This is a genomic window from Echinicola marina (genome assembly GCF_020463795.1).
Classification (GTDB): domain Bacteria; phylum Bacteroidota; class Bacteroidia; order Cytophagales; family Cyclobacteriaceae; genus Echinicola; species Echinicola marina.
In genome coordinates this window covers 3,564,505-3,580,325 of sequence record NZ_CP080025.1, presented here as the reverse complement: position 1 = coordinate 3,580,325, position 15,821 = coordinate 3,564,505, and the positions used below count along the sequence as shown (strand labels likewise).

At 39.6% G+C, this 15,821-nt stretch carries 10 protein-coding genes; all 10 read right to left on the bottom strand.

Features of this window, described 5'->3' with window-relative positions; genetic code table 11:
* Position 1 precedes the first annotated feature (1 nt).
* The 10 genes from KZP23_RS14470 to KZP23_RS14425 all read right to left on the bottom strand — a co-directional run bounded on the left by KZP23_RS14470 (position 2) and on the right by KZP23_RS14425 (position 15,772).
* Positions 2 to 1,183: a pyridoxal phosphate-dependent aminotransferase gene (locus tag KZP23_RS14470; RefSeq protein WP_226332501.1), complete on the bottom strand. Its 1,182-nt coding sequence runs from the start codon at positions 1,181 to 1,183 to the stop codon at positions 2 to 4.
* A 512-nt stretch (positions 1,184 to 1,695) separates the two neighbouring features.
* The gene (locus KZP23_RS14465) at positions 1,696 to 2,139 is read right to left on the bottom strand and encodes a hypothetical protein (protein WP_226332500.1); all 444 of its coding nucleotides are present in this window, start codon (positions 2,137 to 2,139) and stop codon (positions 1,696 to 1,698) included.
* Positions 2,140 to 2,184: 45 nt separating this feature from the next.
* The gene (locus tag KZP23_RS14460) at positions 2,185 to 3,651 is read right to left on the bottom strand and encodes a SusD/RagB family nutrient-binding outer membrane lipoprotein (protein WP_226332499.1); all 1,467 of its coding nucleotides are present in this window, start codon (positions 3,649 to 3,651) and stop codon (positions 2,185 to 2,187) included.
* Between the two features lie 31 nt (positions 3,652 to 3,682).
* A complete protein-coding gene (locus tag KZP23_RS14455) occupies positions 3,683 to 7,138 on the bottom strand; it encodes a SusC/RagA family TonB-linked outer membrane protein (protein WP_226332498.1) in 3,456 nt (1,151 codons plus the stop codon).
* A 252-nt stretch (positions 7,139 to 7,390) separates the two neighbouring features.
* A complete protein-coding gene (locus KZP23_RS14450; RefSeq protein ID WP_226332497.1) occupies positions 7,391 to 8,356 on the bottom strand; it encodes a FecR family protein in 966 nt (321 codons plus the stop codon).
* Positions 8,357 to 8,515: 159 nt separating this feature from the next.
* A complete protein-coding gene (locus tag KZP23_RS14445; RefSeq protein ID WP_226332496.1) occupies positions 8,516 to 9,100 on the bottom strand; it encodes an RNA polymerase sigma factor in 585 nt (194 codons plus the stop codon).
* A gap of 320 nt (positions 9,101 to 9,420) precedes the next feature.
* Positions 9,421 to 9,930, bottom strand: coding sequence for a winged helix-turn-helix domain-containing protein (locus KZP23_RS14440; protein ID WP_226332494.1), 510 nt, complete (start codon positions 9,928 to 9,930; stop codon positions 9,421 to 9,423).
* A gap of 235 nt (positions 9,931 to 10,165) precedes the next feature.
* Positions 10,166 to 11,725, bottom strand: a complete 1,560-nt coding sequence (locus KZP23_RS14435; RefSeq protein ID WP_226332493.1) for an alpha-amylase family glycosyl hydrolase — start codon at positions 11,723 to 11,725, stop codon at positions 10,166 to 10,168.
* Between the two features lie 163 nt (positions 11,726 to 11,888).
* On the bottom strand, positions 11,889 to 12,950 hold the full coding sequence (fbaA, locus tag KZP23_RS14430) for a class II fructose-bisphosphate aldolase (RefSeq protein WP_215225829.1): 1,062 nt from the start codon (positions 12,948 to 12,950) through the stop codon (positions 11,889 to 11,891).
* Positions 12,951 to 12,973: 23 nt separating this feature from the next.
* Positions 12,974 to 15,772: an alpha-amylase family glycosyl hydrolase gene (locus tag KZP23_RS14425; protein ID WP_226332491.1), complete on the bottom strand. Its 2,799-nt coding sequence runs from the start codon at positions 15,770 to 15,772 to the stop codon at positions 12,974 to 12,976.
* Positions 15,773 to 15,821 lie beyond the last annotated feature (49 nt).

Sequence of the window (15,821 nt, the reverse complement as noted above, 5' to 3'; positions counted from 1 at the left end):
ATTAGGCGGTAACTTTCTTAAATGCTTCTAGGAAAATCTTCATCTCTGGCATGGTACCCATACTTACCCTACACCAAGGCTTATCAAGAAAATTATAAGCTCTCACCCCTACTCCCTCTGCAAACATGGCTTTGATAAATTTGTCCCCTTCCATTTCTATTGGAAAGATCATAAAACTGGTATTTGAAGGAATCACATCGTATCCCATCCCTGTCAATGCACTGTAGGTAAAGTCCCTGCACTCCTTATTCATGCTTTTACAGTCGGCAATGAACTGCTCTTCTTTCATACTGGTAATCGCCCCTCTTAGAGATGTTACCGACAAGCCCATGGTGCTTCTCACCATACTGGTGATGCTTTCTATTCGCTCCGGCTGAGCTACGATATAGCCGATCCTTAATCCAGCCATACCATGGATTTTACTGAAAGTTCTGGCAATGATGACGTCATATCCCTCAGCCACCAATCCGGACATGGTATTTTTCTCGGAATCATCCATAAACTCCAAATAGGCCTCATCGACGAAAATTGGCGTCTTTTTAGATACGTTTTTACAGAAACTTTTCAGCTTCTCTGCATTGGTAATAGATCCTGTCGGATTGTTTGGATTACACACATAAACCATCTTTGTTTCACTGTCCACGGCGCTGGCCATGGCATCCAAGTCATGTGAAAAATCAGCTTTTAAAGGAATCGGCTTCCATTCCGCACCTATACCTCTTGAAGTATTGATCAACGACATATAGGAAGGATCTGCTGATACGATATTCCCACCTTTCAGAAAACTCACAATAGCTGTTTTCTCCAATAAATCAGTAGAGCCAGGACCTAACATTATATGGTCTTTGGTTACTCCTTCTTTTTCAGCAATCATTTCAATTAATGTTGCCGCATCACTATGTGCATACCTATTTCCTAAAGAAACTGCTTCTGAAATAGACGAAATCACTTTTTTTGCTGGACCATAAGGGTTTTCATTGGCCAAAAGCCGAGCTTTTAGTGCCGGTACCTTTTCCTTAAACATAGGGTCATGCTCCCAAAGCAAGCTCTGTGGATTAATCGGTGCGACATGTGATGAAACCCTGGAAACTGTTGCTCCTGCTAAGGATGGAGCCAATCCTATACCTCCAGCTGCTAACAAACTGGACTTGAGCCAAGCTCTTCTGTTGATTTTTGTTGTCATGGTTGAAATGGTTAAAACTTGAAAATTGATATATAAATGATCTAATTGCTTACTAATAATGGGCTTATTGTATGGCTTTGCCGGCTCAAATTATCCGGACCTAAATAATCATCATTTATTTCGGGCTTCTATATATAAGTCAAGCTAGGCACCATCAACCTCCATAGGAAAAGCATTTTTTACCCCTGACATCTAAAAAAAACTGAAAAACAAACACATCAAGGGTAAAATAAAAAGCTAAAAACCCTACAAAAAACAAAACAACATCCTAAAACACAGTTTTTCAACACCCATATACCTAATACTTTAATAGACCTTCTACCTACATTTAGATGCTATACTATTGAAACATTTTTCAAAGCTTTATATATGAGCGATCATTTAAACACTTTCTTTCTATTTCGTTATTATTGATCTGCCACTACAATGAAAAAAACCTGAACAGCTATGCCATCCAGGTTTTTGACCTATAGAATTACCCATTATAAATTCTTCTGTAGGATAAAGACAAATTAATCCACCCTCACAGTATGATATTTTCTGAATGCCACATTTTTATATGAGCCTGTAAATTCCAACCTTACCTGATCACCGGTATTTGCTGCTGTCAGCCCAAGCTCCTCCCATGTCAGTGCTAACATGATTGCTCCTTCCTGATCGGTCACTAAAGAAGAAACTTCTTGGGTTTGATTGACATATACAGTTATAGGTAGATCCATAACAGGGATAGAATCTATCCCTACATTATGGTCTAGTATACCTGACTTATCCAATTCCAAAAACTTGGCCATTACATCAATTTCTCCATCAGCTGGAAAAGAGCTACCTTCCACCATTACCAATACTGGAGAGGCCACATTGGGTGTAGCTAAGTCTTCTGCATCTGTGCAAGAGAAACTCAAGAAACAAACCATCATTAACAAAGCTCCAAAGGTTTTATATTGTATATTTTTCATGTTTTTGTTCTTTAATTGAAAACTGCAAATTTTGAATGCCCTGTATCAATCCTCTACCCACCATAATGGCACGCGCATATTATCTTCTCCACCTAGCATCCTTACACCTTCATCTAAGGCTACTTTGTTCAGTGAATACTCTGAAGTAGGATACTCGATTCTAGTGGGCAATACACCTTCATTATAAAATACAGCACTTGGATGAGCCGGAGGAAATACTGGATAACCTGTTCTTCTATACTCGGTCCAAGCTTCTATACCTTGCCCAAAAAGCGCCAACCATTTCTGCGTCATAATGATCTCCTTATCCACCGCCCCAAGCCTGGACATATAATCACCGGGCATTTCCAAACCATGCTGGTCAAAGGAAGCAGCAATGGCCTCCTCCAATAAGACTTCAGGATCACCAGAAATATCTCCGTCAAATGCCGCCTCTGCCTTGATAAACAATAACTCTGCATAGCTCATCAAAATACTCGGTGCAGTTGGCTGCAAAAACTTGGTACCTATTGTGGATGCCGTGAAAGTCCCCGCGGCTGCATCAGTCAGTCCATTAGGTAAGCCCGCATATGACCCATCTGCCAATGGCTGGGCATAAACTGTAATCCTCTCATCATCCAGTTCCAGCAATTTATCAATCAATGTACTACTAATATTCCAGTCAGAACGGGTAGAGAATACATCGAACATTTTATTCCTGCTACCTATAACATTAACATGATGCAATTGTGCAAAATTGTCATTGTTGGTAAACACCGGGTAAGTAGATGGATTGGATAAAATCTCAGCCATTACAGCCTTAGATTCTGCCGGTTTTTTGGCTGCCTGATGGTTGGCCAGTTTCAACCTAAGGGAATTGGCAAACATCTTCCACTTCAAGATATCACCATCAAAAAGAATATCACCACTTATAGCAGGACCATCCACGTTTAAATTCTCGTTGGCCAATTTAAGATCTGCCATTAATCCTGCATATATTTCCTCCATAGAATCATATTTTGGACTATTAATGGACTCCTCTGCTGTCCCCTTTAGTGCCTCTGAATAGGGAATCGGTCCAAACACATCTGTCATATAGGAAAAAGTAAAGGATTTCATCACAAGGGCCACGCCATAATAATTGCTATTGGAGAAGTCTCCTTCAGGTCCTGAAAGCCTCAACACACTTTCAAAATTCACCAAAGCATCGTTATAGAGCGCGTTCCAAGTTCCAGATGAAACCGTCAAAGGAATTTCATAACTATCCCCTTCTACGTTGATATATATATTTCTAGATAAATGTTGCATCCAACACATGGCTGCATCAATATTCAACCTTTCAAACCGGGTATCATGTCCCCAATACCTGTCTACTGAAACTTGGATGGCATTGGGCAGTAACAAGGCCGGTGAAATGGTCACCGGGTTGTTAGGATCAGTGTTCATCTCTTCAAAATCCCCTGTACAAGCGCCCACTACGAGGCCTGCCGCTGAAATCATAAGAACGTGATATAGTTTTTTTATTCTTTTCATAACTCGTTGTTTTTAGGCTCCTCAATCAAGATCAAAAAGTAACGCTTAGGTTAAAACCTATACTTCTCGTGGCAGGTTGCTGTCCGTAAGAAAAGCCTTGGCCATTCCCCCCCTTCATATCAACTTGAGGATCCATGTGTGGATGATTTTTGTAAAGCAATGCCAAGTTTCTACCAACCGCTGACAGCTTCATAGATTGTATAAAGTTGTTGCCAAGGAAGTTTTTAGGGAAAGTATAACCTAGGCTAAGTTGTCGCAGTTTTACAAAACTCCCATCGAAAATACCAGCTTCATGATAGTTCCTTGGATTTTGGGCATTCCAGAATGTGGATGCATTTACGATTACATCATTCTCTACATAAACTGGTGACTCTTCCGTGCCCACATTCATCACACCGGCTCCGATAACCCCTTCTTCACGGCCAATGGCTGTTTCAGCATACTGACCTGTTTTACGGGCAAGCCCGGTTCCTACATCAAACAAGTCTCCCCCCATTCTGATATCGATCAATGAACTCAATGACCAGTTCTTATAGCTAAAATTATTGGAGAACCCTCCCATCCAATCCGGCTGAATATTTCCTAAGGCAAAAGTACCTTCCTCCAACTGAGGCAATCCATCCTTATAGACAATCTCTCCTTCTGGAGAGCGCATATACCTTCTTCCGTAAAGTGTTCCGTATGGCTCTCCTACCCTTGCTTCAGAAGTCAAACTGTTCTGACTGGCCAAGGTGTAGTTTTCCAAACCTTCTGCTAATTCAACAACAAGGTTCCTGTTTCTGGAAAAATTGAAGGACATGTCCCAAACAAAACCCAAATCTGACTTAATGGGTGTACCATAAATCATTAATTCTACCCCTTTATTGGTAATCTCTCCAGCATTGAGTATCTGGCTGGCGTAACCCGAAGACCTGGAAATAGATACAGCAAGGATTTGGTTGGTGGTTGACTGTGCGTAATAAGTAAAATCCAAACCAAGTCTTCCTTCCAAAAACCTTAAATCCAAGCCAATTTCCTGACCTGTAGTAATTTCAGGTTTTAAGTTAATGTTTGCGATTTCATCTGACTCAGCGTAAGTAGGCGTAGTGCCCGCCCAAAGTCCTTGGGAATTATATACCTGATTAAGCATATAGGGATTCGCATCACTTCCTACCTGTGCCCAACTCGCCCTAAATTTTGCAAAGGAGAGTACATTACTCTGTATATTAAACATATCGGTCAATACAGCACTCAATGCCAATGAAGGGTAGAAAAACGAATTGTTTTTAATAGGCAATGTACTTGACCAATCATTTCGGCCCGTCACATCCAAGAACACATAGTTGTTCAAACCAAATTGTGCAGAAGCAAACAAACTGTTCACTTCCTGCTTTCTAATGGTACTTTCAGGTGTCACAGGGCTGGCATAATTTCCCAAATTATAGAGTCCATCAATGGTCAGCTCACTTACATTCACATAATTTCTTTTATAATAATTGGTTCTGTTGATCCCCCCTGCTTGGGCTTTTAAGGAAAAGGCATTCGAAAAATCCTTATCAAAAGTAAAGATAAAATCACTGTTGGTTTCCTGGCTCCTCAATACCTCTTCCTCATAAGAACCTTTTGTAGTTACAAAATTCTTGGTCCGCTCCACCCCTGTAACATTGATTCGGGTATCTGTCCAAAAATCCGTTCCTGATCTCACCATTAAGCTCAGCTCATCAGTAAATTCATAGTTTACAGCGATATTGCCGAGCATCCTATCTTTGGTATTTCCATTGGTATAGTATTCTTGAAGGAAATAGGGATTAGCAAAATATTCATGTTGCCAGTTAGCATATGGATATTCATCTCCATCTCGGAAGGTCTCTTTTTGGATGTCATAATAATCCCTCCAATTTTTCAACTTGGTAAAATCGGTATGTCTATGTGACCAGATGAAATCCGAACTACCAGAATATCTTCTGTTGTCAGATCCGGATTTTACATACTCTGCACTTATAGTAACTTTAAGCTTGTCCGTGAAATTATATCCAGTATTCAGCTTGAAGTTATTCCTGTAATAATCATTATTATACATGATACTTTTCTGGTCAAGACGACCAACGGAAAGCCTGAAATTCCCTTTGTCGTTTCCTCCAGAAACAGCGATATTATTGCTGACGGTTTTACCAGTTTCCCAGAAGTCCTCCCAGTTATCAGGCTGAGGGGTCAGGGCCACCTCCCCAGGAGCAGAATACCATAAGGGTACCATTCTACCATCCATAGGAGCGCCCCAACTTTCATCGACACCGGCTGTTCCTCTTATTCCATTTTCATCGAAACCGTTCCGGCCATCTACATAATAGGTCCTATAACCAGAGCCACCGCCATAGATATTTTGAAAGTTGGGTTTCACCAAGGGATTGTCAAAGGTCATATTCGAATTGATGGCAACACCAATTCCTTTTGCCCCTGATCCATCTTTAGTGGTAACCATGATGACACCATTGGCTGCTCTTGAACCATATAAAGCTGCTGCAGTGGCTCCTTTTAAAACGTTAATCTCTTTAATATTATCTGGGTTGATTTCTGAAAGGCCATTACCATATGTTCTAGATGAAGTTTGCTCCAAAGGAACACCATCTACTACCACCAAAGGCTGGTTTCCTCCAGCTACTGAGGACGAACCCCTTATCACAACGTGAGCCCCGCTTCCGGGCATCGAATTACCATTGATCTGTACACCTGCTACTCTACCAGAAAGGCTGTTTACCACATTGGGAGTTTGTGCTTCCGTGAGTTCATCGCCTTTGACGCTCTGAACGGTATAACCCAATGCCTTTTTGTCTCTTTCAAGACCAAAGGCCGTTACAACTACCTCATTCAAAGCCATGGTACTGGAGCTGAGGACAATGGTGAATTCAGATTGCGAACCTACAGTAACTTCCTTGGTCTCAAATCCAATAAATGAAACCACTAAAACCTGATCAGGCACCCCATCCTCAATATCCAAAGTGAAATTCCCATCAAAATCAGTAACACTGCCTTTCATGGTTCCCTTCACTAAAACACTGGCTCCTGGAATAGGCATTCCCTCTTCATCCAACACCACTCCTTTAATTTCTTCAAAAACCACCTTTTTGGTCTTAACAACAGTTGCGGAAAGGGCCTCTTTGACAGTCTCTTCTGCATCTTTTTTCATCACGACATAAAATTCGCCAACACCCTGCCTATAAATCAGCTGAGAGTCCTTTAGCAAATTATTCAAGTTTTCTTCGACACTAAGGTTACGGTCTGGGGTGAATTCTTTAGACCATTTTTCGTCAGCTAGATCCGACGGATACGCTATAGAGACATTATAAATCGCCTCCAACTTACGAAATACATCCGGTAGCGAAGGTTCTCTGGAGACCGTAAAACGATCTGGAACCTGGGCAAATTCTGCGAGTAGCTGGGCTTTGGCCTCTTCCGAGAAAACAAAGGCCGCCATCAACACTAACACGCGTTTGGTAAATGTGTTTAGCATAGGTATTTGGTTAAGTGGTTAAAATACTCGCGTATTTTGGGCTTTGGTTGTCATTGACCTTTTGCTAAACAAGCCTCCCCATCTCCTCGAATGATTATCAGTATTTTTTGGCAATATCCTTCCAGGGAAAGCCAAGACATAACTTTCCTGAATGTGCAAATATGCCATCAGCACCGATGATAAGAATGAATAATTAAGGTTGAAGGGTGCCCCCTTCTTCAGATCTTTTCGTTGACCTGATTTAAGAATTTTTTATTTCTGCTCTGTAATTTCAATATCTATATCGAAAAGCTTTTCGAGATTCAGGATCAAGGATTCAGGATCTCTTGTAAGTGGCAGGGTTCCTGAAACTTTCCTTTCACGCCAATTGGAAGTATCCAAACTTAGGCTTATTCCATAAGTTCCCCTCAAACGCTCTATGATCTCTGGTAAAGTGGAATAGTCCATGATTAACTTTCCATCTTTCCAAGCATAGTAACTCTCCAAATTACCAGGAGATGCAATTTCCACACTCCGCTCTCGTACATCAAATTCCGCCATCTCTCCAGGCTTCAGAAAATGCTCCTTCTTGACTTCCCTGCTATCATCAGGTAACATGATCTTTACACTTCCGGATTTCAAAGCCACTGCGTTCACCCCTTCTCTAACTTGATAGTTGAATTCGGTTCCATAAACTTCTATTCCCATGCCTGTCTTCTCGTTTATCGTAAACCTTTTATGATCAACCGTGTGAAACACTTCAAAAAATGCTTCACCTTCCAAATTTACTTTCCTGTCAAACTTACCCAACCAATTTGGCTTATAGCTCAATCGGGAGTTTCCATTAAGAGTAACCTGTGTACTATCTGGCAACTTCAAAATCAACATCTCTCCCAGATCAGTTTGGTATATTACAGGTTTTAAACTTGGATAATATACCGAATATGCAAACGCTGCAATCAAAACCAATGAGGCAGCTACCGACACCACTCTTATAAATATTTGCCCCAATGATTTTTGAGAAGCACCTTTGGACCACTTACTATCAAAGGCCTGTTCTTTTATTGCCTTTAACATTTTGTTGCGTATATCTAGCTGCTCATCCTTCCTCATCCTATCAGTAATATCATCATGGGAATCGAAATCCTGATACCAATTATCAAGCAAATCCTTTTCCTCCTTACTGATCTTTCCGGACAAAAATTTATCTAACAAACTATTAATCTCCTCTAGGTTCATTTTAACTGCTTTCTATATATATGTCAACTTTACCAAATCCTCCCTCTATCCTTATTCAAAAAAAATCAAAAAAACTTAAGTATTTATTTTAATTCAATAAAAAAAGATACAGTAATCAAACAATTCTACAAACATTAACTTGGTAAAGTAATGAGATATTTAGAAATTCATTTGCCCAACAACACCTACTAAGATTGCCGAAAATGAGTAATTCTTTAAATTGGTTCTTAAAATCTTAAGGGCCTTAATCATATGCTTTTCAACCGTACTAATGGAAATATCCAATTTCTGGGCTATTTCAGCATAGCTTTTACCTTCGTTATTCTTCAGTACATAAACTTTCTTGGCTTTTTCAGGAAGTTCAGCCACTTCCTTTTTATATGCCTCATCCAATTCTTTATAAAACACCTTCTCTTCCACCTCACTCCCAAAAGAAGGACGCTTTGAACTTATAAAAGCTACATATTTTTCCTTGACCATTTGGGATTTCATCTGATTAATTACCTTATACTTCATGGCAGTATAAAGATAAGAATTGAAGGAAGTATGGATTTCTAAGCTCTCTCGCTTCACCCACATCTCCACAAAAACCTCCTGCACCAATCCCTCAACAATCTCCTTTTTTCGAAGCCGCTTATATCCGCTATTGAAAAGTAATTTCCAATACTTATCGTACACTTCAACAAAGGCCAACTCATTTCCTTTCCTTATTTGTTTAAGTAGTCTTAATTCGATTTCTTTCATGGGCTAGCGGTGTGGTTTTCGGAACAAACGAATAAAAGCAGGAACAAAATATTATTAAAACCTTAATAGGATTAAATAAATACCTATTTGAACCAACTTTACGTCAAATTATAAATTTAACGATTAATTAAAAACTTGTTTTTACATTTTTTCAATAAAAATATAATTTATAAGTTAAAAAAATAACTTCTATTAATATATTTTACACAATCCATATATACAGTGGATTAAAATTAAAAATCAATATTTTTACAATTGAAAAATAAAATTTTGATGTTTATACAACTATTCCAATAAAACCCGAGAGAAAAGAAGCGCTATTAAAGGTCAAAAACGACCATTCCATCTAAAAAATCCGGCTCTTCGTCAAAAACCTGTACATGTACTTTCCTTTTGATTTTATCTTCAGCCTTCTCTATTAAAAAATCTAAGTATTCTTGATTGATATCCTTTGCCACCAAAATCAAGTCTATTTGTCCTGAATCAATTCCTTGAGCATAATCCCCTACAACAACAGCCTTGCTAACATTCCCTAAATTCCGAATGACCACTTCTACCAAACGATCAAAGCCTAGGTACTTGGCCACCATGTTTTTCATCTCTTTAAAGAGCGGGTGTTGCCTATTGGCTGAATAAGATTTAGTATTTCCCTCTTTCTCCGACACCAAAATACCGGCATCCGACAGGCGGTTCAGTTCCACTCTCACAGAATTGGTGGATTCATTGAACTCTTCGGCCAATCCACGTAGATATCCCTTATTGGATTCCTGAGTAAAAAACTTAATTAAAAGTTTAACCCTGGTTTTTGAGGTGATCAATATATCTAACATGCTCCGAGGAAATATAACATAGACCTTTTTGTTTGAGTAAAGATCTTACTCATTTAAAACAAAATTAAGTTATTTAACCTAAAAAGCAATTTATAGCACAGAAAATACAAAAGTGTAAATCCAGTAAAATGTTATCTGGTTTCCCAATACTGATAGAGCTGAAAAGTATAACCCTATTGATCAATTTTGAAGAAAAAAGCGGCTGCCTCGAAAAACAAGACAGCCGCTTTTCCAATCATTTTTCCAACACTATTGATCCAAAGGAAGGCAAGATCACTTTATCCCCACTCACCTTTGCGCCTTTTAAGCTATAAATAACATTGCTATAAGCCTCTGGTAAATCTACCTCTAAAGCTTTCTTTCCTACATTATGAAACACCATCAGATCTTGGGCTTCTGTTTTTCTATTATATGCCATGACAGGCTTAGGATATGCTTCAGAAGGAAGTTTCAAATCCCCTATGGCCAATGCAGGATTGGTATTACGCAGTTTAATAACCTGTTTGTAATGATTATAATAACTGTTTACATCATCCTTTTGCTTAGACAGGGGTACCACGGTTTTATCAGTAGTATTAAGTGGCTCCATCCAGCTAGTTCGCCCGATATCCTTCGAAGCTTCATCCCAAAGAAATGGTTCTCGAATATTCGGATCAGGCTTTTCACCCAACATCCCGATCTCTTCACCATAATATAAATAAGGAGCTCCGGGCATGGTCATCAAAATAGCGATGGCCTGCTTTTGCTTGTCCGGGTTTTTACCCAATTCATTTAACAGCCTCGGCTGATCATGATTGGAAGAAATAGTAGCATCTATAAAATCACTGGTAATTCCCTCATAAAATTCAATAATCTCTTTTTGTTTTTTGGCCAACAACATACCGTCCTCCATTCCAAAGGCATCCAAAAGCGTATAGTGAAAATCAAAATTGAACAGTGCTGGCAATCCTGTCAAATAAGGAGCTACGACCTCCTTCATATCATAAACCTCTCCTACCAAATAAATATCCGGCTTTATTTTTTCCATCTCAGCCCTAAACTCATTCCAAAAAGCATGGTTATCCACTGCCCTATCATCTGGATAGATATGCTTGGCAGCATCCAACCTAAAGCCATCTACACCAACTTCCTCGAGCCAAAACCTTCCTATATCGTAAATCTCTTCCCTAACCTTTGGATTATCAAAGTTCAAATCTGGCATATCCCCCGTAAAAAAACCATAATAGTAATCCTTTCCGAATCCTGGATCATGCCATTGGCGAATATTATCACTGTCCAAGGTCACCACCTTTTTATCCAGATATTCCTGAATTGTATCTGCCTGGGCCCATACATAATAATCCCGGTAAGGGTTATCCCTGCCCTTTTTTGATTCCAAAAACCAAGGGTGCTCATCACTGGTATGGTTAATAATCATATCGATGACCACTTTTATATCTCTTTGATGAGCCTCTTCAATAAGCTTTTTAAAATCTTCCATTGTTCCGTAATCCGGGTGGATGGCCTTATAATCTGTCACATCATACTTATGGTAAGAAGGAGAAGGCATGATAGGCATAAACCAAATAGCATTGGCGCCCAGGTCCTGAACATGGCCTAGTTTTTCAATAACCCCGTTCACATCCCCGATACCATCTTCATTGGTATCATAAAAAGATTGGATAAAGATCTCGTAGGTTATCCCTGCCTTGGGCCAATAGTTTTTCACTTCCTTGTCATTTTTTGGCTGCTTTTCACAACCAAACGCCATCAATAAAGATAAAGCACAGATGGAAAATTTTAATAGTTTACTCATTATACATTTGGTTTTTGGGTACAAAAAAACCGCCTCAGAAGTTATCTAACTACTCAGATCAATCTGCATTTTGTTGAATTCCAGTTTCCTGAAATTCTTGCTATTGAACAAAGATGTTAAAGTAAACTCCTGAGACGGTTCCTATACCGTATTATAGAAATAATTAGTTTCTATTCACCGCATTAAGCATGTCAAAGGCAACTTCAAGACGCTTCACAAAGCTCTCTTCACCTTTTCTCAACCATACTCTCGGATCATATTTCTTCTTATTAGGTACATCTGGACCTTCAGGGTTACCCAATTGAGACTGAAGATAACCTTCATTCTCTTTGTAATAATTAAGAATACCTTCCCAGAATGCCCACTGCATATCTGTATCGATATTCATTTTGATAGAACCATAGCTGTTGGCTTCTCTGATTTCCTCTACAGAAGATCCAGAACCACCGTGGAATACGAAGCTTACTGGCTTACCGCTCAATCCGAATTTCTCACAGATATAATCCTGAGAGTTTTTCAAGATCTTAGGCTGCAAGCTTACATTACCTGGCTTGTAAACACCGTGAACATTACCAAAGGCAGCAGCGATTGTGAACAAGTCACTTTGAGCTTTAAGAGCTTCGTACGCATAGGCAACTTCCTCAGGCTGAGTGTAAAGTTTAGAGCTGTCAATATCAGTATTGTCAACACCATCTTCTTCACCTCCTGTTACACCTAATTCGATCTCAAGAGCCATTTCATACTTCTTGAATTCAGCTAGGTATTTTACGGATGTTTCAATGTTTTCCTCAAGGCTTTCTTCAGAAAGATCAAGCATGTGAGAGCTGAACAATGGCTTTTTAAAAGCTTCATAATACTCTTTACCTGCAGCCAACATACCGTCTACCCAAGGAATCAATTTCTTAGCAGCGTGGTCAGTGTGAAGGATTACCGGTACTCCGTAAGCCTCAGCCATTTTATGAACGTGCATAGCACCTGAAACGGCACCTGCAATAGAAGCTTGTTGCTTATCATTAGCCAGACCTTTTCCGGCAAAGAATTGTGCACCACCGTTTGAGAACTGAACGATAACAGGTGAATTTACCTTTTTAGCTGTTTCCAAAACCGCGTTGGCAGTACTGGTGTTGATTACATTGACAGCTGGTAAAGCAAATTCGCTCTCCTTGGCATAGTCCAACAAATCTTTCAATTCTTCACCGAACTTAATCCCTGGTTTGAATTTCATAATTGAATGGTTTAATGGTTTGATTACTTTTTGATAAATTGCTTTCTTAGCATCTGACGATTGTCATAAAGCTCAAAGATATAAAGACCTGCTCTAATATCCTTTAATTGAAAGGCTAAAATCTTATCATTTCGGTAATTTGTCCCCTCAAACCACACTTTTCCACTCATATCTATAATTCTATATCTAAATTCCCCGATTTTCCCAGGCAATTTCACATTTAAGGTCCCGCTTGCCGGTACTGGAAAAAGCTTCATTTCATCCTGCTTTTCCCCTTCTTCGGGCAAGGCTGTAATCAAATCCAAAGACCTGATCTCTCCCTCAGGCTTTGGCAATTTCTTATTGGTAAAGACCAAGAATTCATTGGCTTCTAGATCCAGAATCCGCGAATCTCCCACTACCTCTATTTCTTCTCCACTTATATACTCATACCAAGCCCCAGGGTAAGGAAAATTAACACTTTTCTGCTTCACTTCCTGTAAGTCAAAATTCCCTATAAGCACCACGTCCAATTCCTCTCCTCCAAGGCTAATCACCTTGACGTCATCAGCTAAATCAAGAGATACCTCTTTTGGATAATTGAAAACAGCATGCTCCTGCTTCAATTTTATCATGGCTTTATACAAATAATACAATCTCAACCGCTCCTCATCCTCTAAATACTCCCAATGAGGCTGTTTAACACCTAAACGATCATTGTTCAGCTCTACATCATAGCCCATTTCACCAAACTGCCAGATCATTTTAGGTCCTGGTAGACCAAAATAAAAAGCAGCCAATAATTGGTTTCTATCCACTGCATTTCCCAAATCACGCAAGTCTAAGGGTGACCGCTCTCCAAAATTCAATGTTTCCCACATTAACCGCTCCTCATCATGGCTTTCCATATAACTGAGCAGGTGATTTTTATTCCATCCCCTCTCTTTATAGTAGCCACTAGAAAAGCTTATAGATCTACCTTTGGCTATTTCCCGAAAGGTATGATTCATATTTCCCCACAGCATCATTCCATAATCTGCTAGGATTTTTTCCTCAGCATTTTCGGCAAGATGCTCCAATATCACATAGGCATCTGGATGGTGCGATCTGATTTGATCATATATTCTGTTCCATATCTCAATTCTACTTTCATCAAGTTGAGACCATTTACCCACATCATTTCCTGCATCTTGCTGGGTGAACCCCTTGCTCAAATCAAAGCGAAACCCATCTATATGGTATTCCGACATCCAGTAATGGTTCACAGAGTCCACCAGATTTTGGGTGTACTTGCTTTCATGATTGAAATCATATCCCACATTAAAAGGATGTGTAGCTGTAGTATTTAGCCAGGGATTCTCAATCGTAGGAGCTCCATAGTCTCCCTCATTGTATAACCTAACAAAAGGACTTTGGCCAAAAGCATGGTTCAAGACCATATCCATTATCACTACCATCTCCCGCTTATGCGCTTCATCAACCAGTCTTTTCAACTCATCTTTCGTTCCATAATATTTATCCGGCGCAAAGAAAAACGAAGGATTATATCCCCAGGAAAGATTCCCTTCAAATTCCATCACAGGCATTAACTCAAGGGCATTTACGCCTAAAGATTGAAGATAATCCAGTCTTTCAGTAACCGCATTATATGACCTGCGTTCATCAAAATCCCTAACCAGCAGCTCGTAAACAACTAATTCTTCAGGACCTGGTTTTTCATAATCATCATATTTCCAATCATAAACTTCTTGAGCTGTTTGCAAATAAGAAGCCTGAAACTCTTGTCCAGCCGGATAAGGCTTTAAGCCCGGGTATTTTGCCAAATCAATGATTTCTTGATCATGAAATGGATCAGCTACTTTATCCGCGTAAGGATCAGCTATTTTTATTTCTCCATCAACCAAGTATTGAAAAGCATATTCCTTGTTTGGCTCAAGGCCTTCCATTTCAAGCCAAAACAAGTCCCCATCTGGACTGATATTCATCTGATAATCCAGCGAAAGCTTCCAATCGTTAAAATCACCAATTAGAAATACATTTTTCTTCCCAGGAGCCTGAAGTACCAAAGCCACCTTAGTATCAGAAAGGTAGTTTATCCCCTTTTTCAATCCAGTAGGAACTGGGACAACATTATTTTCTTCAAGTACATGCACAAGCATGCTTTTTGAAATCACCAAGCCATTTTGCTCTGCTTTTGCTGACAGCTGAAAACTTCCGCTCTCTTCCGAGGAAAACAAATAATTCAATGAAGTCGCATCATTCACATAAACTACTTCCGCTCCATCAATTTCAAGGCTAATACCGGCCTTTGCAGTTGTAGCAACTTCAACAACCAGTTCGTCCCCCTTCTTTATTAATACATCCCCACCAGGAGGCTGAACAAAAGAAATATCAAATCCCTGGGCCAGGTTAATAAAGAAGTCCTCATTGCTTTCACTCTTTCCCTCCTTGGTCCCATCAGCATTTCTGAACACCAGCCCGAGCCTGAAAATCGTTTCATCATTTGCCCTTTCGAAAAACTCATTCGGAATCAATTCAAAAAACCATAGATCATCTTGGCCATCCACTCTGCTCATCCTAGCATTTGGATCTCCAGTTCCCCACTCAAAAGGCACGATGGACCAAGAGTTGGAATTCTCGCTTTCTGTAATTGCACCAATATGAATATACAGCTCGTCCTCACCCTCTAATTCAGAAACTCCTGAGCTGGCATCATAAACAATTCTTACCTTTTCATCTGCACACGGAAAACTTGGCTCGGTACTGACTTGCCCCCAAACTAGCACAGGAATACAAGCCATTACCAGAACCAGTAATGCATTTTTAAGGTAAAAATCTTTCATTTGGTTATTTAAGGTCAATAAATAAGGCTGTTTCTAAGTCCCCTATATT

Excerpts from the sequence above, each read along its gene's own strand:
- KZP23_RS14435 (WP_226332493.1), bottom strand. The coding sequence starts at position 11,725 with ATGAGTAAACTATTAAAATTTTCCATCTGTGCTTTATCTTTATTGATG.
- KZP23_RS14425 (WP_226332491.1), bottom strand. The coding sequence starts at position 15,772 with ATGAAAGATTTTTACCTTAAAAATGCATTACTGGTTCTGGTAATGGCT.
- KZP23_RS14470 (WP_226332501.1), bottom strand. The coding sequence starts at position 1,183 with ATGACAACAAAAATCAACAGAAGAGCTTGGCTCAAGTCCAGTTTGTTA.
- KZP23_RS14450 (WP_226332497.1), bottom strand. The coding sequence starts at position 8,356 with ATGAACCTAGAGGAGATTAATAGTTTGTTAGATAAATTTTTGTCCGGA.
- KZP23_RS14440 (WP_226332494.1), bottom strand. The coding sequence starts at position 9,930 with ATGTTAGATATATTGATCACCTCAAAAACCAGGGTTAAACTTTTAATT.
- fbaA (WP_215225829.1), bottom strand. The coding sequence starts at position 12,950 with ATGAAATTCAAACCAGGGATTAAGTTCGGTGAAGAATTGAAAGATTTG.
- KZP23_RS14445 (WP_226332496.1), bottom strand. The coding sequence starts at position 9,100 with ATGAAAGAAATCGAATTAAGACTACTTAAACAAATAAGGAAAGGAAAT.
- KZP23_RS14455 (WP_226332498.1), bottom strand. The coding sequence starts at position 7,138 with ATGCTAAACACATTTACCAAACGCGTGTTAGTGTTGATGGCGGCCTTT.
- KZP23_RS14465 (WP_226332500.1), bottom strand. The coding sequence starts at position 2,139 with ATGAAAAATATACAATATAAAACCTTTGGAGCTTTGTTAATGATGGTT.
- KZP23_RS14460 (WP_226332499.1), bottom strand. The coding sequence starts at position 3,651 with ATGAAAAGAATAAAAAAACTATATCACGTTCTTATGATTTCAGCGGCA.